The 18043-nt window shown below is 65.1% G+C and carries 20 protein-coding genes; 2 read left to right on the forward strand and 18 right to left on the reverse strand.

From position 1 onward, the window contains the following. Positions 1 to 424: 424 nt before the first annotated feature. From MEU52_RS17030 to trbB, 16 genes are all read right to left on the reverse strand, one after another. The gene (locus tag MEU52_RS17030; protein WP_238123343.1) at positions 425 to 1645 is read right to left on the reverse strand and encodes a tyrosine-type recombinase/integrase; all 1221 of its coding nucleotides are present in this window, start codon (positions 1643 to 1645) and stop codon (positions 425 to 427) included. 103 nt (positions 1646 to 1748) lie between these two features. Then, a complete protein-coding gene (locus MEU52_RS17035; protein WP_238123342.1) occupies positions 1749 to 3440 on the reverse strand; it encodes a recombinase family protein in 1692 nt (563 codons plus the stop codon). Beyond that, the gene (locus MEU52_RS17040; protein WP_238123341.1) at positions 3437 to 3826 is read right to left on the reverse strand and encodes an HVO_A0114 family putative DNA-binding protein; all 390 of its coding nucleotides are present in this window, start codon (positions 3824 to 3826) and stop codon (positions 3437 to 3439) included. The genes MEU52_RS17035 and MEU52_RS17040 overlap by 4 nt, the downstream gene beginning before the upstream one ends. After that, positions 3823 to 4176: a toxin-antitoxin system TumE family protein gene (locus MEU52_RS17045; RefSeq protein WP_238123340.1), complete on the reverse strand. Its 354-nt coding sequence runs from the start codon at positions 4174 to 4176 to the stop codon at positions 3823 to 3825. The genes MEU52_RS17040 and MEU52_RS17045 overlap by 4 nt, the downstream gene beginning before the upstream one ends. After that, positions 4173 to 4493 (reverse strand): hypothetical protein, encoded by a 321-nt coding sequence (locus MEU52_RS17050; RefSeq protein ID WP_238123339.1) that lies wholly within the window; start codon positions 4491 to 4493, stop codon positions 4173 to 4175. Before MEU52_RS17050 ends, MEU52_RS17045 begins: the two co-directional genes overlap by 4 nt. Positions 4494 to 4628: 135 nt before the next feature. Continuing rightward, entirely contained in the window at positions 4629 to 4850 is a 222-nt protein-coding gene (locus MEU52_RS17055) for a DUF2274 domain-containing protein (RefSeq protein WP_238123338.1), read from the reverse strand. A gap of 2 nt (positions 4851 to 4852) precedes the next feature. Beyond that, positions 4853 to 5989: a TrbI/VirB10 family protein gene (locus tag MEU52_RS17060; RefSeq protein WP_238123337.1), complete on the reverse strand. Its 1137-nt coding sequence runs from the start codon at positions 5987 to 5989 to the stop codon at positions 4853 to 4855. Next, complete coding sequence (gene trbG, locus MEU52_RS17065) at positions 5986 to 6987, reverse strand: P-type conjugative transfer protein TrbG (RefSeq protein ID WP_238123336.1); 1002 nt, start codon at positions 6985 to 6987, stop codon at positions 5986 to 5988. The genes MEU52_RS17060 and trbG overlap by 4 nt, the downstream gene beginning before the upstream one ends. After that, entirely contained in the window at positions 6984 to 7673 is a 690-nt protein-coding gene (gene trbF, locus MEU52_RS17070; protein WP_238123335.1) for a conjugal transfer protein TrbF, read from the reverse strand. Before trbF ends, trbG begins: the two co-directional genes overlap by 4 nt. Further along, on the reverse strand, positions 7670 to 9031 hold the full coding sequence (gene trbL / locus MEU52_RS17075; RefSeq protein WP_238123334.1) for a P-type conjugative transfer protein TrbL: 1362 nt from the start codon (positions 9029 to 9031) through the stop codon (positions 7670 to 7672). The genes trbF and trbL overlap by 4 nt, the downstream gene beginning before the upstream one ends. 2 nt (positions 9032 to 9033) lie before the next feature. Next, the gene (gene trbK-alt / locus MEU52_RS17080; RefSeq protein ID WP_238123333.1) at positions 9034 to 9300 is read right to left on the reverse strand and encodes a putative entry exclusion protein TrbK-alt; all 267 of its coding nucleotides are present in this window, start codon (positions 9298 to 9300) and stop codon (positions 9034 to 9036) included. Between the two features lie 14 nt (positions 9301 to 9314). After that, positions 9315 to 10079, reverse strand: a complete 765-nt coding sequence (gene trbJ / locus MEU52_RS17085) for a P-type conjugative transfer protein TrbJ (RefSeq protein WP_238123332.1) — start codon at positions 10077 to 10079, stop codon at positions 9315 to 9317. Then, positions 10076 to 12568 (reverse strand): conjugal transfer protein TrbE, encoded by a 2493-nt coding sequence (gene trbE, locus MEU52_RS17090; protein WP_238123331.1) that lies wholly within the window; start codon positions 12566 to 12568, stop codon positions 10076 to 10078. Before trbE ends, trbJ begins: the two co-directional genes overlap by 4 nt. A gap of 13 nt (positions 12569 to 12581) precedes the next feature. Then, complete coding sequence (locus tag MEU52_RS17095) at positions 12582 to 12863, reverse strand: VirB3 family type IV secretion system protein (RefSeq protein ID WP_238123330.1); 282 nt, start codon at positions 12861 to 12863, stop codon at positions 12582 to 12584. Next, positions 12863 to 13195 (reverse strand): TrbC/VirB2 family protein, encoded by a 333-nt coding sequence (locus tag MEU52_RS17100; protein WP_238123329.1) that lies wholly within the window; start codon positions 13193 to 13195, stop codon positions 12863 to 12865. The genes MEU52_RS17095 and MEU52_RS17100 overlap by 1 nt, the downstream gene beginning before the upstream one ends. Beyond that, the gene (gene trbB / locus MEU52_RS17105) at positions 13192 to 14175 is read right to left on the reverse strand and encodes a P-type conjugative transfer ATPase TrbB (RefSeq protein WP_238123328.1); all 984 of its coding nucleotides are present in this window, start codon (positions 14173 to 14175) and stop codon (positions 13192 to 13194) included. Before trbB ends, MEU52_RS17100 begins: the two co-directional genes overlap by 4 nt. Positions 14176 to 14593: 418 nt before the next feature. Between trbB and MEU52_RS17110 the strand changes: the two genes are divergently transcribed. Both MEU52_RS17110 and MEU52_RS17115 read left to right on the forward strand, forming a co-directional pair. Continuing rightward, a complete protein-coding gene (locus MEU52_RS17110; protein ID WP_238123327.1) occupies positions 14594 to 14851 on the forward strand; it encodes a YjhX family toxin in 258 nt (85 codons plus the stop codon). Positions 14852 to 14860: 9 nt separating this feature from the next. Then, complete coding sequence (locus MEU52_RS17115) at positions 14861 to 15361, forward strand: GNAT family N-acetyltransferase (RefSeq protein ID WP_238123326.1); 501 nt, start codon at positions 14861 to 14863, stop codon at positions 15359 to 15361. Between the two features lie 57 nt (positions 15362 to 15418). Here the strand turns inward: MEU52_RS17115 and MEU52_RS17120 are convergent, their stop codons facing one another. Together MEU52_RS17120 and MEU52_RS17125 are read right to left on the reverse strand one after the other, a co-directional pair. After that, positions 15419 to 15901 carry a CopG family transcriptional regulator gene (locus MEU52_RS17120; protein ID WP_238123325.1) on the reverse strand — a complete coding sequence of 161 codons (483 nt, stop codon included), beginning with the start codon at positions 15899 to 15901 and terminating at the stop codon, positions 15419 to 15421. A 10-nt stretch (positions 15902 to 15911) separates the two neighbouring features. Then, positions 15912 to 17900 (reverse strand): conjugal transfer protein TraG, encoded by a 1989-nt coding sequence (locus MEU52_RS17125; protein WP_238123324.1) that lies wholly within the window; start codon positions 17898 to 17900, stop codon positions 15912 to 15914. Positions 17901 to 18043 lie beyond the last annotated feature (143 nt).

Genomic DNA, 18043 nt, shown 5'->3' on the forward strand with positions numbered 1-18043 from the left:
AAGCCGGGAGGTTGCATCCGAGCGGGTTTCTATGACAGGTGGAGGATCTTCGGAAGATCGATCGCGAAAGCGACACCAGCGTGCCGATTCCGAAGGATCGGCCATTGGCGTGCGAGTGCAGGCGTCCAGCCGGTCCTTTGTGTCGTGACAAGAGGCCTTTTCAAAGCCCGTCAGTCTGCCAAACCAGCTCATGCGTCCCCGCGATGTGGTGTGCGCCAGGGTGTGACCAACCCAATGGCAATCCGCATTTCTCTCGTGGGTTGAACTTATACACCGGCGCCACGTCAATTCCGGGCATAGGTCGAATGGGGCACCGAGCGGCCTCTGCACATCGGTGCAGCCAGCACGGGACCGATCCGTTCGAGTCAGGGGGACCGAGAAGGCGGGCTCGGTTCACGGGCTCGTGGATCAGCCCGCCCAGGTATTACGCCTCGCTGTGGCCTTCCGCCGGAACCTCCCGCTTCGGATCGCCCGGCTTCTGAGCCAGGAAGGTCGCCCACGCCTCCATCAACTGGCGCCGTTTCTCAAGCGCATCCGCACGCCGGTAGGCGCGCTCCACAGCGTCACCCACGGTGTGGGCCAGCGCCGCCTCCGCGACCTCGCGTGGAAACGGTGTCTCCTCACCCGCCCAGTCTCGAAAGGACGAACGGAAGCCATGCACCGTGTCCTCGTTCTTGAGACGCCGCAGCAGCATGTCCAGCGCCATCACCGACAGAGCCTTGCCCGGCTTTCCTCCGGGAAAGATGAAGGCGTCGCCTTCAGGGTGCTCCTGAAGCTCCTTCGCGCGCCGCAGCACATCCAGGGCTGATTCGGACAGGGGCACACGGTGCGCCCGCCCGGCCTTCATGCGGTGCGCCGGAACCGACCAGACCCTGGCGTCGAGATCAATCTCCGACCAGATGGCCTCTCGGATTTCCCCGGAGCGCGCGGCGGTCAGGATCAGGAACTCAAGCGCAAGGCTCGATGAACCCGAAAGGGCGTGCAATCGCGTCATGAAGGCGGGCACCGCCGAATAGGCCATAGCGGCGTGGTGACCGCGCTGAAGCTTCTGGCGTTTGGGCAAGAGGCTGTCGAGATGGCCACGCCAACGGGCCGGGTTTTCGCCCGACCGGTCGCCTTTGGCCTTGGCCGCATCCAGGACGCGCTCGATGCGCCCGCGCAGCCGGGAGGCCGTTTCGCTCTTCGTGGTCCAGATGGGCTTCAGCACCGAGAGCACATCCTCGGTGGTGATGTCCGCGACCGACTTGGACCGCAGCGGCGCCGCATACTCCGTCAGGGTCATACGCCATTGTTCGAGGTGCTTGGCATTCCGGAAGCCGGGGGCGATGTCGTTCACCAGGGCGTCCGCTGCCTCGCCGAACGTAGGAATGACCCGCTCACTTCGCTTCAGCTGCAAGGGATTGATGCCCTCCGCCAGCTTCGCCCTGGCCGCATCCGCCAATTCCCGCGCCCGCGCGAGGGAAACATCACGCGCCGAGCCAAGCCCCATTTCCAGCTGCCGGCCCTCCCATCGAAACAGGAAGATCCACCGCCGGCCGCCATTGCTGGAGATGGACAGGTAGAGGTTGCCGCCATCGGCATGGCGTCCGGGTGTGGTGAGGGTCGCCACAGTGCGTGCATTCAGTCGCTTGGTCTCGCGTCCCACATCCGCCACCCTACTGCCCCAGCATCTGCCCCAGCGCCGGGCCGGGATTGTAGCGGACGACACGGAACGCCGACAAACGCCAAGCGCTATAATCCACTGACGCTCATATATTTTCTAAATGTTGGCGGGAGTGGCCGGATGTCCGCGACATGAAGTAGGTCGGACCCCCTCTCCGCCACTTCGGTATAAAGCCGGGAACGCCGGTTCCCGCCGTTTTCCCTCCTTTGGTGGCTACCAGCGTTCGCAACAGGACGTTTTTGTTCCCTTTGATGTAGATCGCGTCATCCGCGACCTCGACGTGCTGGGCAAAGGCCCGGACGTGTTCCCGCCGATAGCCGCCCTTTCCAAGCCGGAGCCGGGTGCGTGCTTCGCTCGCCAGTTCCCGCACGGCTGCCCCTGTGAGACGCTGGTGGGTGGAGCTTGCGAGCATGGCTTCGATCCGCGTGGCGTCGGCCCGCGCCTGATCCCGAAGCGCCGTGAGGCCCGCAATGCGCTCGCCAAGGGAAGACTCGGCCGGGTCGAGCGAACCGGCTTCAATGGCGTCGTAGAGGCGCTTGAGGCGGTTGTCGGCTTCGGCCGCGCGATGGTTCAACTCGGCGATATGCTGGCTGCGCCGCTCGACGCCCTCCTGCCGGCGATCAAGAAGCGAGGCGAGCACGCCTTCGATTCGCTCGGGGTCGAGCAGCCTTTCCTCGATATGGCTGACCACGATGCGGTCGAGCTTATCCATGGGGATTGCGCGGCCCTTGCAGCCCGTGTCGCCCTGCCGCGCCCGTATCGAGCAGGCATAGTAGCGATAGCGGCCGTTCTTGCCGGTGCGCAGCGTCATCGCGCCTCCGCAATTGCCGCAATGGCAAATGCCGGTCAGCAGGTTCGGGCCGCTCACGACGCGCGGCGGCGTCACCTTCGGGTTGTTGACCTTCAAGCGGTTCTGAACGGCCTCGAATATCTCAAGGTCGATCAGCGGCGGTACTGCGACGGTGACGATTTCATCCTCGGGCTTCACTACGCCCTTGTTGGAGCGGCGATTGAAGCGATGCTCGCCGATATAGGTGCGTCGGGTCAGGACACGGTGAAGCTGGCCGATGCCCCAACGCCCGCCGTTGCGGGTGAACATGCGGTGCTTGTTCAGGTGGCTGACGATGTTCTTGACGCCCATGGGGCCGGACGTGCCATCGCCCTCCGATGCAAGGCGGAAGATCAGCCGCACGGTTTCGGCATGAAGCGGGTCGATCTCCAGCTTCTTCTTTGTCTTCGCGCCGCGCTGTTCGGCATCGACCACACGGTAGCCGATAGGCGGCAGCGAGCCGTTCCAGAAGCCTTGCCGCGCGTTCTCCTTCAAGGCCCGCATGACGTGCTTGCCGTTCTCCTTCGACTGGTATTCGTCGAACAGCGCCATGATCTGCCGCATCATAACGTGCATGGGATCGTCGCCCATTTCCTGCGTGATGGAGACCAGCTTGACGCCGTTCTTGGCGAGCTTCCTGACGTTGAACTCCAGCTCGAAGTGATCGCGGAAGAACCGGCTGAACGAATGGACCACGACAACATCGAAGGGCGCGGGCTTGGACGTGCCGGCCTCGATCATCCGTTGAAACTCGGGGCGGCGGTCATTGGTGGCCGAAGCGCCGGCTTCCACGAAGGTTTCGACAAGCTGGTAGCCGCGTGAGGCGCAATAGGCTTCGCCCTGCTTGCGCTGGTCAGGGATCGACACGTCATGCTCGGCCTGCCGCGTCGTGGAGACACGCAGGTAGAGCGCGGCGCGCAAAGCGACATGGGGACTTTGCATATTCATAGCGCACTTCCTTTCGCGGCCCGGCGCTCGATCAGCGGCAGTTCCAGCGCCACGCGATCATGCAGCACTTTGGGAACGACCTTCTGGCCCTCGCCGGGGTCCATGCGGACGAGGCCGTAGTTCGCCATCGTCTTGAGGGTTCGGGACAGGCTGGGCTTCGACCGCCCGGTGATCCGCGACAGTTCCTCCAACGAGCCGGGCGATTGCTCGTAGATGACGCGCAGCAACTCCCGGTTTCCGCTGGACAGGATTTGCGCGAAGGATTCCGTGGACGTGAACCACACCTTCGGGTCGCCGGGTGCGGGCTTTTCCTCGCCCTTGGCAATCCGCATGGTGCGGGCCTTCATTTCTTCATAGTCGGCAATCCCGACTTTCAAGGTGGTCATGTTACGCCTCGCTCCTTCAACACCGCGTCCACCGCCTGCCAGAAGTCGGCCAGCAGCGTGGCCGCGTCCTCGTAGGCGTAAGGCTTCACGGTCTGGAGGCGATGCCGATGGTCCATCGGCTCGCCCCTCCTGCCTCGGCCGACCGGATGGGCGTTATCGAAGCCGACCAGCCGCTCGCCCGAAGGCCCGTGAAGCGTGAGCGAGTAATCGAGGCCGTGCGGCCTCGAAGGCGATGCCGGAACGCGGGTGACAACAAACTTCACCCAATGGCCGCCCTCGGGATCGACAACGAGCACCTGCCCGTCGAGGTCCAGAAGCGTGTCGAGGCTCGGGTCACGATCCTCGCTCATGGCTTGCTGTTACCATCTGTTGTTAATGTCTGCAAGTCCTGATTGTCGGGATCGTCGATTGGGCCGAACAGCCGGTCGAGCACATCGCCGAAATACCGCTCGAAGATTTGCAGTTCTTCCTCTGTGATCGGCACCTTCTCGGGCCAGTTGTCGAAGACAGGCAACGACTCCACATCGACGATGCGAAGCGGCGACCTGCGGCGCTCCCGGCCGTCCGGCGTAGGTTCGTCGGCATAGTCGAAAAGGTCGTTGGGAAGTGTCTCGGGGACCGGCTGTCGCGGTCGCCCTTTGCGGGCGCGACGGCGCTCTGCGCACATGGAATCCTCCTTGGCTCGGTGTGGATTCCGGGGCGCTCAAGGCCCCGGAATTTGGCGAACCATGGAGGGCAGTCGGCGGGCTGTAGCGTGCCGCATTTGCGTCTATGCGCTGGCGGCACCCCTGCGGGTTGGGACTTAGCTTGCGGCGCGTCGTGCCTTGGCGAAACCGCGATCCGTGGCGATGAAGCGTTCAAGCATCGGCACGATGAGCCTGACAGGATCGGCGGCGGGCTGGCCCGTCTCGCGAGCCAACACCTCGGCGTAGGCGGCCAGATCGCGGTGGAGCGGCGCGGGAAGTTCCACGGTGATCTTCACGGGCTTGTCGTCGGGTAGCGGGCCGAGTTTGAGCTTGGTCATGGTCAACCTCCTGTCGGCTCGAACACAAGATCGCGGGTGACAATGATCCTGACCGGGAAGCCGGGCCGGATGGTCAGCGTTGGCGCAACCTGCAACTGGCGTTGCACGATCTGCTGGCCCGCCTGATTGACGGTATCCTGCGCCCCGTCGCGGATGGCCCGGATAAGCCGGTCTTCGTCGCTGGTCGCCAGCTCCGTGCCGACTGCAAGCAGCGTGGACAGCCCTGCGGCCTTCATCAGATCCCACCAATGATAATCGACGCCATCCTCAAGGCCGGCGTAGCCGCTGGCGTCCGCACCCGGCAGGCGCTCCAGAACGATGGAACGGCCGCCCGGCAGGATCAGGCGGCTCCACACCAGCAGGACGCGGCGCTGCCCGAAGGTCACGCCGTCATCATATTGGCCGATGATCCGCGTGCCCTGCGGAATCAGGAGCAGCGAGCCGGTCGGGCTGTCATAGACGTTCTCTGTCACCTGCGCGGTGATCTGGCCGGGCAGATCGGAACGGATGCCGGTTATCAACGCGGCGGGGATCACGGCCCCGGCCTGAAGAATATAAGGCGAGGCCGGCGGCGCGACGCGATCCGGGGCGACGGTCTGCCGGTCCACCGGCCCGTTGAGAAACGCCGCGTGGCGATCCTGTGTCGCGGGCTGCCCGCCGAGGCCAAGCCCTGCAAGGCTGGGCATGGCCGTTCCTGCCGGCGCTCCCGTGCGCGGGCCGGACTGGAAGAACACGTTGCTCAAGCGCGCGGCTTCTTCCTCGGCGCGTCGGCGTTCTTCCGCTGGATCGACGGCGGGCGTCGCCATGACGGGCGGCGCAACCGGCTGGCCCCGGTTCTGCGCGTCGAGGATCGGACGGCCCAAATCTCCGGGTAGCGCAGGGCCAAGCACCGGACCGGTATAGTCGCGCGGCAGGCCGGACAATCCGTCCGCCGTGGGTCGGTTCTCGGTCGAATAGAGTTCTTCGCCTCCCGGTCCCCCTTCACGGGTCTGTAGCGCGTAGATCAGCGCGCCGCCTATCCCGAGAAGCGCGACGGCTCCGACGCCTGCCAGCATCTTGCGGGACAGGCGTGTGACGCGGGGCGGCTCGGCGCGCAGGCGCATGGTCGGAGCAGTATTGGCTATGGTGTTGTCGGTCATGACGGGGAGCCTCCGGTCACGCTGGCAGGCTGCGCGTCTGCCGCCTGCGTCGGGTTGGTGCGGACGATCCTGACGACCTGCTGGCGATTGCCGCTGCCAAGGCGCAGCTCGGCCGCGCCGAACAGGCGGTCCACGATCAGGACGTTCTGGTGGATGCGGGAATTGACGATCTGCGGCTCGCCGTTCGTGCCGAGCACGAAAATGGGCGGCATCTCGCCCTGCACAATCCCGGCCGGGAAGACGACATAGACGCGGCGTCCATCATCGAAGACGGAAACCGGCCGCCATGGCGGGCTGTCGCCCTGCACCTGCAAGCCATAGCGATAGTTCCGCGCAGCCTCGGGCGGGATGATTGGCGCGGCCGGGACGGTCTGGCGCTGGCCGGCAGGCGGTGCCGGATAGGCCCATGCCACGGCGGGCATGTAGAGCGATTCCCGCGCGCGCAGCTCGATCATGTAGGTGCGTCGGTCGGTGGTAACGACAAGGTTGGTGGAAATGTCCGGCCGCGTCGGCTTCACGAGGATATGGACACGGCGGTTTGCGCCGCTGCCGCTCTCGGTGTCGCCGATGATCCAGCGGGCGGTGTCGCCGGCCGCGATCGGCCCCCCGCCTGTCAGGCTCTCGCCCGGCTCCAGCGCAATGGTGGTGATCTGCCCGACTGCGGCATAGACCTGATAGAGAGCGCCTTCGGACCACGGATAAATCTGGATGGCGTTGTAGTAGCCTTCCCGGCGCGGCTCGACGCGGGCGGCTGCATTGGCGTTTTCGACACGGCCGGTCGGCGTGCCGGCGACGGTTCCGCCGCGCGCCACGGTCCATGCCGGGGGCACATGCAAAGGCCGGGGCGTCTCGTTGGTGACGGCCGTCTGCACGGTCGGCAGCGGCGGCACGCTGGCGTCATAGCTGAATTGCGGCGTCCGGTTGGTGGCGCAGCCTGCGAGCATGGTCGCCGAAAGCAGCACGGCCGCGATTGCCGGGGTGCGGGTGATCGTCCTCATTGGCTCATCTCCCGCGACCACGAAATTGCATTGACGTAGATTCCAAGCGGATTGGCGCGCAGACGCTCGGCGTCGCGCGGCGACTGGATGACGATGGTGAGGATGGCCGTCCATCGTTCTGTGGTGGAAAGCTGGCCGTTCTCGAAATGGCGCTCGGTCCACGCCACACGGAAGCTGTTGGGGGACGCACGGATGACGCTCGACACCTCGACGGCGACCTGCTGGCGGCCGACCTTGGCGAAGGGATCATTGGCGCGGGCGTAGTCGTTCAATGCCGCCGCGCCGCGATCCGTGGTCCACTCATAAGCGCGAAGCCAGTTCTGGCGGACAATGATCGCGTCGGCCGGGATCGCGCGCACCTGCTCGATGAAGCGGCCGAGATGGAAAGCGATCTGCGGATCGGTCGGGCGATAGTCGGCGTTCGCGGGCGCGACGGTCTGCGCCTGACCGAGATTGTCCACCTGCACCACCCACGGCACCACGGTCCCGCGTGCGGACTGCCAGACAAGGGCGGACGCGAAGCCGGCAGACAGGATCAACGAGCCGAACGCCATGTAGCGCCAGTTTTTCGCCTGCACGCGGGCCGAGCCGATACGCTCGTCCCAGACTTGCGCGGCGCGCTGATAGGGCGTCTCGGGTTCCGGCGATTTGCCGTAATGGGTGGCTGGTCGTTTGAAGATGCTCATGAGCGGTCACTTTCGGAAAGGTTGATGGAGGAACCGGAGCCGTGGCTGTCGCCCGAGCGGACGGCATGGGCGGTCATGGTCGCGCCGTGGCTCATGGCCTGCGAGCGCCGCATCCGCTGCGCCCATGCGGGCGGGCTGCCGGCCGGGCCGGATGCTGCTGCGACAGGATGGGCGCTAGCGCCGCCGACCGTGCCTGCGGTGGATGAACCGCCCGTCACACCGAAGGCCGCGCGTGCGCCACCGGAAAAGCTGGATTTGACGGATTCGGCGGCTTTCGAGACGGTGCGCTTCAAGGGAGAGACGGCCGCCGATCCTGCGGCGCGGGCAACACCGCCAAGGCCGGAGGCGACGCCGGCCGCGCCGGACTGGCCGAGCGCGCCGACGCTATAGGCTGCGGTTGCCGCGCCCGCGGCCGTCGCGCCGCCGCGGACGGCCGTGGCCCCACCGGACAGGGCGGCAGCACCGCCCTTGGCGGCGAGCATGGCCCCGCCGCCAGCGGCAACGCCTGCACCTGCGACGGCAAGCCCGGTTCCCACGGCTGCGCCCGCGCCGAGCTGCGGGCCGCCAGAGACGATGCCGTTGGCAATGCCGGGGCCGAAGATGCCGAGGCCGAGCAGCGACAGCGCGGCGAGCACAATCGCCATGGCGTCGTCGATGGTCGGGGTCGCCCCGCCGAAACCGGCCGTGAATTGCGAAAACAAGGTTGAGCCGATGCCGATGATGACGGCGAGCACCAAGACCTTGATGCCGGAGGACACCACGTTGCCCAAGACCTTCTCGGCCATGAAGGCGGTCTTGCCGAAAAGGCCGAAGGGGATCAGCACGAAGCCGGCGAGCGTGGTCAGCTTGAACTCGATAAGGGTGACGAAAAGCTGGATGGCGAGGATGAAGAAGGCCAGCACCACCAGCGCCCATGCAAACAGCAGGCACGCGATCTGGATGAAGTTCTCGAAGAAGGCGATCCAGCCCATCAGGTCGGAAATGGAGTCGAGCAGCGGGCGGCCAGCGTCGAGGCCGGCTTGCGCCACGCGACCCGGCCGCATCAGGTCGGCAACGGAAAAGCTCGTTCCCGATGCCATCAGGCCGAGGCCGGCGAAGCTCTCGAAGACGATGCGCGCGAGGTTGTTCCAGTTGGAAATGATGTAGGCGAAGACGCCGATGAACAGGGTCTTTTTCACCAGCCGCGCGATGATGTCGTCATCCGCACCCCATGCCCAAAAGAGCGCGGCAAGCGTCACGTCGATGACGATCAGCGTCGTGGCGATAAAGGCGACCTCGCCGCCGAGCAGGCCGAAACCGCTGTCGATGTAGGAGGTGAAGACCCCAAGGAAATTGTCGATGACGCCCGTGTTGCCCATGGTCAGCGCGCCTCGCTGCGATCACGGCCGAGGAAGCGGTCGCGGGATTCAGCCCATGCGGCGAGGCAGCCGGCGTCACTTGCCGCCGCCTCGCCGAGCTGCTGGCAGCGGCGCAGGGTTTCGCGCAGGGGATCGGCCGGGGGCTGGAGGGCCGGCGCTGGGGGTGGCGCGGAAGGCTCGTCCTTCCGCGCCATGTCGATTGCGGTCGCCGTGACGGCGATGGCGATGAACACCACGGCCCCGAGCCGCACCAGCATCTTGCCGTCCATGGCGAGCCTCCCGGTCAGTTGTTGCCGTTGTTGAACATCTGCGCATTGCCCGGCTGGTAGCCGGTGCCGGGCGTCAGGAACCGCTCGCGCTGGATGCGGCCCTGTTCGGCGGCAGTCGCGCGCTCTGCCTCGGTCAGCGCGTCGGCGCGGCCGTTCGCGGAAATGACCGCAATCAGGTCGGAAAGCTGCTGCGACTGGAGCGCAAGAAGCTGGTTGCCGGCCTGCGTGGCTTGCAATGCCCCGGTCGCACCCTGACTTTGGCCGACCAGCGCGGACATTTCGGCGCGGTTGCTGTCGATGTTGCCGACCGCGCCGGCCTGAACGCGCATGGCGTCCTGCAAGCCGCCGACCGTGTTCTCCCACCGGCCGCGCGCATCGGCGACAAGCTGGGCGTCGGTCGCCGATAGCGAGACATTGCCATATTGCTGCTGGAACACTTGGTCGATCTGCCCGACCTCGAAAGCGATGTTCTGGGCTTGGCCGAGAAGCTGCTGCGTGCGCTGGACGTTCTGCTGGAGCTGCTGGAGCGAGGAATATGGCAGGCTCGCAAGATTGCGGGCCTGATTGATGAGCATCTGCGCTTCGTTCTGGAGGCTGGTGATCTGGTTGTTGATCTGCTCCAGCGTGCGTGCGGCCGTGAGCACGTTCTGCACGTAGTTGGTCGGGTCATAGACGATCCATTGCGCATGTGCCGGGCTTGCCAGCATGGGCGAAAGCGCGGCGGGCACGGCAAGCGCCAGCGCGAGGGCCGAGGCCCCGACGATCTTGGTATAGGTCATGGAAGAATCTCCTGCGTGGGGTGGATATCCGGCACGGCCGGCGCGGCGGATTCCGGCCGGTCGGCAAGATTGGTGAGGTTCGGGATCAGCTCAGCCGCCCAATCGACGCCACGCTCGCGCAGCCATGCGGCGAGGAAGCCGTCGCGGCCGTGTTCGTCGACGATCTGCGCAATGAGGGTCTGGTCGGATTTGGCGGATGCGGCGCAGAGCGCGAGGCCGACTTCGGACAGGCCAAGCTCGAACAGGCGATTGCCCCTGCGGCTTTGGCAGTAATAATCCCGCTTGGGCGTGGCCCGTGCGAGGATTTCGATCTGCCTGTCATTGAGTCCGAAGCGGCGATAGATGGCCGTGATCTGCGGTTCTATAGCCCGCTCGTTCGGCAGCAGGAGCCGCGTCGGGCAGCTCTCGATAATGGCCGGCGCGATGTTGCTGCCGTCGATGTCGGACAGGCTTTGCGTGGCGAAGATGACCGATGCGTTTTTCTTGCGCAGCGTTTTCAGCCATTCGCGGAGTTGGCCGGCGAACCCTTCGTCGTCCAGCGCAAGCCAACCCTCGTCGATGATGAGCAGCGTGGGGCGGCCGTCGAGCCGGTCGCCGATGCGGTGGAACAGGTAGGACAGGACGGCCGGGGCTGCGTCGGTCCCGACAAGCCCCTCGATCTCGAACGCCTGCACGTCCGCCGAGCCGAGGTGTTCGTCTTCGGCGTCGAGCAGCCGGCCATAGGCACCGCCGACGCAGAACGGGCGTAGCGCCTGTTTCAGATCGTTGGATTGCAGCAGCACCGCAAGGCCGGTGATCGTGCGTTCCTCGACCGGCGCGGACGCCAGCGAGGTCAGCGCCGTCCAAAGATATTCCTTGACCTCCGGCGTGATGGCGACGCCCTCGCGCATAAGAATGGCGGCGATCCAGTCCGCCGCCCATGCGCGTTCATAGGTGTCGTGGATGCGGGCGAGCGGCTGGAGCGAAACCGACGCCTCGGCCCCTTCTGTCAGCCCGCCACCAAGGTCGTGCCAGTCGCCGCCCATGGCGAGCGACGCGGCGCGGATGCTGCCGCCGAAATCAAAGGCGAAGACCTGGCTTCCGGCGTAGCGTCGGAACTGCAAGGCCATGAGGGCGAGCAGCACGCTCTTGCCCGCCCCTGTAGGGCCGACGACAAGGGTGTGGCCTACGTCGCCTACATGGAGACTTAGCCGGAACGGCGTTGAGCCTTCGGTCTTTCCAAAGAGCAAAGGGGGCGCACCGAAATGCTCGTCCCGTTCCGGCCCCGCCCAAACGGCGCTCAACGGCACCATATGGGCGAGATTCAAAGTGCTGATGGGCGGCTGCCGCACATTCGCGTAGGCGTGGCCCGGCAGGCTGCCGAGCCATGCGTCAACCGCGTTGACCGTCTCGGGCATGGCCGTGAAGTCGCGGCCCTGAACGATCTTCTCGACCAGGCGCAGCTTCTCGTCGGCAATGCGGGGATCGGCGTCCCATACGGTGATGGTCGCGGTGACATACGCCATGCCCGCCACGTCCGCCCCAAGCTCCTGCAACGCCATGTCCGCGTCGAGCGCCTTGTTCGCCGCGTCGGTGTCCACCAGCGCGGACGCCTCGTTCGTCATGACCTCTTTCAAGATCGCGGCGACGCTCTTGCGCTTGGCGAACCATTGGCGGCGGATGCGGGTCAGCAGCCGGGTCGCATCCGTCTTGTCGAGCAGGATCGCGCGGGTGCTCCACCTGTAGGGGAACGGCAGCCGGTTCATCTCGTCGAGCAGGCCCGGCGTCGTCGCGGTGGGGAATCCCACGATGGTCAGCACGCGCAGATGCGCGTCGCCAAGGCGCGGCTCCAGACCGCCGGTCAAAGGCTGGTCGGCGAGCAGCGCGTCGAGGTGCATCGGCACCTCGGGCACGCGCACGCGATGGCGGTTGGTCGAGATGGTGGAATGGAGATAGGTCAGCGTCGCGCCGTCATCCAACCAACGGCACTCGGGCATGAAGCCGTCGAGCAAGGCCAGAACGCGGTCAGTGCGGTCGATGAAACCGCGCAGCAGCTCCCACGGGTCCACGCCGGTTTTCTCCCGGCCCTCATAGAGCCATGTTTCGGCGCGGGCGGCTTCCTCGGCCGGGGGCAACCAGAGGAAGGTCAGGAAATAGCCCGACACGAAATGCGTGCCTGCTTCCTCGAAACCGGCCTTGCGCTCGGCATCGACCAGCGCCGATGCGGCATCAGGAAAGGTGCTGTCTGGATAGGTCGCCGCCTCGCTGCGCTGCGCCTCGACGAAGATGCTCCAGCCGGAGCCGAGACGGCGCACGGCGTTGTTGATGCGGCCGGCGACGGCGACCAGCTCGGCGGCGACAGCGGAATCCAGATCGGGACCGCGAAACTTCGCGGTGCGCTGGAATGAGCCGTCCTTGTTCAGCACGACGCCGGAGCCGACTAGCGCGGCCCATGGCAGATAGTCGGCGAGCCGGGTGGCGGTGCGGCGGTATTCGGCAAGGTTCATCATCGACGCGCCTCCCTCAAACCGCCAGATGGCCGGGGATGCGGAGATGCCGCCGCCCGACCTCGACAAAGAGGGGATCGCGTTTTGCTGCCCACACGGCGGCAAAATGGCCGATAGCCCAAATGGCGATGCCGACCAGCCAGAGGCGCAGGCCGAGGCCCACGGCCCCGGCCAGCGTTCCGTTCATGATGGCGATGGCGCGCGGTGCGCCGCCGAGCAGGATATGCTCGGTCAGCGCCCGGTGGACCGGGATTGAAAATCCCGGCACCGCGTCGAGTTGTTCAAGGCTGCCCGCCATCAGATGAGCGCCCCGCCGCCGAACGAGAAGAACGACAGGAAGAAGCTCGACGCTGCGAACGCAATCGACAGGCCGAACACGATCTGGATCAACTTGCGAAAGCCGCCGCCTGTATCGCCGAAGGCCAAAGTCAGGCCGGTCACGATGATGATGATGACGGCGATGATCTTGGCGACCGGCCCCTCGATGGATTGCAGGATGCTTTGGAGCGGCGCTTCCCATGGCATCGACGAACCGGACGCATGGGCAGCCGGGGCGAACATGAGGCTGATGGCAAGGGCGGATGCGGCGGTCGCAGCGAGGCGATAGCCGCGCGAAAACGTGCGGATCATGAAGATTCTCCTGTGCTGGTTTGGATTGGGGTGGTGATGCGGTAGTCGCCGTCCGGCCCCAGCCCTTCGACGCGGGCGAGTTCAGCCAGCCGGCGCGCGGAACCGCGCCCGGAAAGGACGGCAACGAGGTCGATTGTCTCGGCGATCAGGGCGCGCGGGACGGTGACGACAGCCTCTTGGATGAGCTGTTCAAGGCGGCGCAGCGCACCGATACCAGTGCCTGCATGGATAGTGCCTATCCCGCCGGGGTGCCCTGTGCCCCATGCTTTGAGCAGGTCGAGGGCTTCCGATCCGCGCACCTCGCCGATGGGGATGCGGTCGGGGCGCAGGCGCAGCGAGGAACGAACCAGATCGGAAAGCGTCGCAACGCCGTCTTTCGTCCGCATGGCGACAAGGTTCGGCGCGGCGCATTGCAGCTCGCGCGTGTCCTCGATGATGACGACGCGATCCGCCGTCTTCGCTACTTCGGCGAGCAGAGCGTTGGTCAGCGTGGTCTTGCCGGTGCTGGTGCCGCCCGCCACGAGGATGTTGGCGCGGTAGGAAACGGCTTCGCGTAACGTCGCGGCCTGATCGGCGGACATGATGCCCGCCGCCACATAGTCGTCGAGCGTGAACACCGCGACGGCGGGTTTGCGAATAGCGAAGGTCGGGGCGGCGACCACGGGCGGCAGCAGGCCCTCGAATCTTTCGCCAGACTCTGGCAGCTCGGCCGAGACGCGCGGGCTGCGGGCATGAACTTCCGCGCCGACATGATGTGCGACTAGTCGCACGATGCGTTCGCCATCGGCGGCGGACAGGCGCTCGCCCGTGTCGGAAAGCCCTTCGGACAGGCGGTCAATCCACAACCGCCCGTCCGGGTTCAACATCACCTCGACCACGGCCGGGTCTTCCAGAAACCGCGCGATGGAAGGCCCGAGCGCGGTGCGCAACATGCGCGCGCCGCGTGCGATTGCTTCCGGTTTATGGTGGTTGGCAGTCATGTCGGCCCCGGTTCTTGGCGGGGACGCGACAGGCGATCCCCGGATCGGGGTCGATTAAGAGAGGCCCAAATCCGGCCGGTTCAACAAGTATCTAGCTGCTTGCGGTGATCGGCGGCGAACGGCGGTAAATAGGATGGGTTAGCCTTTGCTTGTCGAGGCCATGGCAACCCGGCTCCGTGCTCGCGCGGCACTCCAAGCATGAATCGAATCGTGAGAAGTTGCTGTCGACGATACAGATGTTCGTGGTTTAGATCGCGGCCGTTCGGTCCATCCAAGCATGGAATTGTAGATGTTGGAGCTTGTGAAAACCCGCTGATTGTCTCGACTGGTCGAGGCATCTAGCTGCATCCTACCCACCACGATGCGTGTCATCGTGAGCTGCGAGGGTGCATAGGTGTATTTTTCGCAGGCCTAATCCATGAACATCTCACGCAGCGAACAGCGCGTTCTACACGTGCTGGCGCAGGGCGGTTGTATCCGTCATCTACGTGCCGACAACGGCCGCATCATTGAAGTCCTCTGCTTTACGCGCGACGGTCATGTGCTGACTGATTGCACGCCAGAGGTCTTCGCCAAACTCCGACGCAAGCGCCTGATAGAATCCAAAGCGTCCAGCCCCTATCGGATTTCGGATAGGGGCCGGCGCTCCGTTCGCGCTCAACTCGACAACCGCTAAGGAAGCTACATGTTGATCCGTAACGAAACTATCGATGACATACCGGCAATTAGCCGCGTCGTCACTGAAGCTCTAAAGATACTTGCGCAATCCACCGGAACCGAGGCAGGCATCGTTGAAAGGCTAAGAGCGGAGGGGGCACTTACCCTCTCGCTTGTCGCCGAGGATGAAGGCAAAGTGATTGGTTATCTCGCCGGCTCTGCGGCACGGATCGGGTCGCAAGATGGTTGGGGTCTGATCGGCCCGCTTGCTGTTCTGCCCACAAGGCATCGTCAGGGTATCGGCACGGCTCTGATGGCCGAAGCACTCAAGCGACTGCGGGCGACGAGCAAGGGCGCAGCGCTGGTGGGTGATCCCTCCTACTATAGCCGGTTCGGCTTTCGGGCCTTCCCCGAATTGGGCGTAGCTGGCGTTCCACCCGAGGTCGTCCAAGCCTTACCATTCGACGGCAATGAGCCTCGCGGCGAACTGATCCATCATCCGGCATTCGGTCTGGATCAACAGCGATAAAAAAGGCCGGGCTGTTTTCAAACAGGTGCAGCCCGGCCTATTCCTAATGATGGCGGGCTAAAGCTGTGTTTTGCTCGCATCGGTAATTTCAGGTTGGGCAGGATCACGGTCAAAAACCTCGGCGTCGCGCGACAGCTCCTTGAGGAACCTGTCGCCCGTCGCCAGACGCCGGCCGAGATTTTGCATGAAGCCCTCGAACCGCTCCGCGCCTTTGGCGCGGGCAGCGGATTGTGCGGCTCCCGTAAGCGGCGGTGTGATGGTCATCCAGAAATGGATGAACTGCGCGACCGTCTCGCCGAGGACGGCGAGATCTAGGTCGAGCGCGTCGATCTGGCGGCCGAGCTTGTCCAGGCGGCGAGACATGGCGGCTTCAAGCTGGTCGTCGGCATCACCGGACAGGTAGGACATGACCGCCGCCTCCACGATGGCGGATTTCGAGACATTGCGGCGCAGCGCCACCGAGCGGCGCAGCGCCATCGCCTCGATCTGCGGAATGAGCGCGGGGTCGAAATAGATATTCAGGCGGGTTCTGGTTGCCATGGGCGTATCCTCAAAGGTCGATTCCGTCATCGGGGTTCAGCGCCACCTGCCGCGCCACCATCCGCATACGCTGGCGCATGGCGCGGGCCTTGGCGGCGTCAACGTCCGGCTCGTCGTCCACAAACTCGAACTCCTGTTCGGGCGACGGCGGCGGGGCGACGATTTCCTCTTGGCTTGGCAGCTCCGGCTCGCGGCGGATGCCGGCATTGGCCGGATCGCCCTCGGCCCCGTGTGCGGCGTCGGTCGCGGAACGGCTTTCCGCCGCAACCACACGGCCGGACCAATCATCGGCAGATGGGCTGGGCGCCAGCGGAGCGGCGACCAGATCGGGCGGGGTCAGGATGCGTTCCTGAAACCGCACGTCCTCGAAATAGCGGGCCTTGGTCGCGCGGATCGGCGGTGTGCCCGCGACCATCACGATTTCGTCCGTTGGCGGAAGCTGCATGATTTCGCCCGGCGTGAGTAGCGGTCGGGCCGTTTCCTGCCGGGAAACCATCAAATGCCCTAGCCACGGCGCAAGGCGATGGCCGGCGTAGTTGGTGGAATCGCGCAGCTCGGTCGCGGTGCCGAGTGCGTCACTCACCCTCTTGGCGGTGCGCTCGTCGTTCGTGGCGAAGCTGACGCGCACATGGCAGTTGTCGAGGATCGCATTGTTCGGCCCATAGGCGCGCTCGATCTGGTTAAGGCTCTGCGCGATCAGGAAGCCTTTGATTCCATATCCCGCCATGAAGGCGAGCGCCGATTCAAAGAAGTCGAGCCGGCCGAGCGCCGGAAACTCGTCCAGCATCAACAGCAGCCGATGGCGCTTGCCCGAGGTAGTCAGTTCTTCGGTCAACCGCCTGCCGATCTGGTTGAGGATCAAGCGGATGAGCGGCTTGGTGCGGTTTATGTCGGACGGCGGCACAACCAGATAGAGCGTGACGGGCTGGCGGCTGCCGACCAGATCGGCAATGCGCCAGTCGCACCGCGCCGTCACCCGCGCCACCACGGGATCGCGGTAGAGGCCGAGAAACGACATGGCGGTGCTCAATACGCCCGACCGTTCATTCTCGGATTTGTTCAACAGCTCGCGCGCGGACGATGCGATGACGGGATGAACGCCTGCCTCGCCGAGATGCGGTGTGTCCATCATCGCGCGCAAGGTTGCCTCGACAGGGCGGCGCGGATCGGACAGGAAGTTGGCGACGCCCGCCAAGGTCTTGTCCTTCTCCGCATAGAGAACATGCAGGATCGCGCCGACCAGCAAGCTATGGCTGGTCTTTTCCCAATGGTTGCGCTTGTCGAGACTGCCTTCGGGATCGACCAGAATATCCGCGATATTCTGCACGTCGCGGACTTCCCATTCCCCTTGGCGGACCTCCAGCAGCGGGTTGTAGGCCGACGACTTTGCGTTAGTCGGATCGAACAGCAGCACGCGGCCGTGCTTCGCGCGAAAGCCCGCCGTCAGCGTCCAGTTCTCGCCCTTGATGTCGTGGACAATGGCGGATGCCGGCCATGTCAGCAGCGTCGGCACCACCAGCCCGACGCCTTTGCCGCTGCGCGTCGGGGCGAAGCATAGGACATGCTCGGGACCGTCATGGCGCAGATAGTCCCTGTCGTATCGGCCGAGCAGGACGCCATCGGGGCCGAGCAAGCCGGCGCTGCGGATTTCCTTGTCCTCGGCCCATCGCGCCGATCCGTAGGTGGCGACGTTTCGCGCCTCCCGTGCCCGGATGATCGACATCAAGATGGCGGCGGCGATGGCGAGGAAACCGCCGGACACGGCGATGATGCCGCCCTCGACGAAGATAGCGGGGGCGTAGGCGTCGAACGAAAACCACCACCAGAAGAAGGCCGGCGGGTAATAGATCGGCAGGCCCGCCAGCTCGAACCATGGTGCTCCAAGCTGCGGCTGGAAGCCGAGGCGGAACGCTACCCATTGCGTCGCCGCCCATGTCATCACCAGAACGATGGTGAAGACGACAGCGATCTGACCCCAAAGGATTCGGCCTCCGCGCAATGCAGGCTCCAGTCGGCAAAAGAGACGGAGCCGATCAGAGAGTAGGCAATTATGGGACAGGCAACCTGAAAGAGGATGCGGGAGGGCTACCGGATACTAGCGGCGGCAAATAGGACGGGTAGCCCCGTGCCCTCCTACACTGT

The sequence above is a fragment of the Xanthobacter sp. NM-25 genome (assembly GCF_022138605.1).
Taxonomy (GTDB): Bacteria; Pseudomonadota; Alphaproteobacteria; order Rhizobiales; family Xanthobacteraceae; genus Xanthobacter.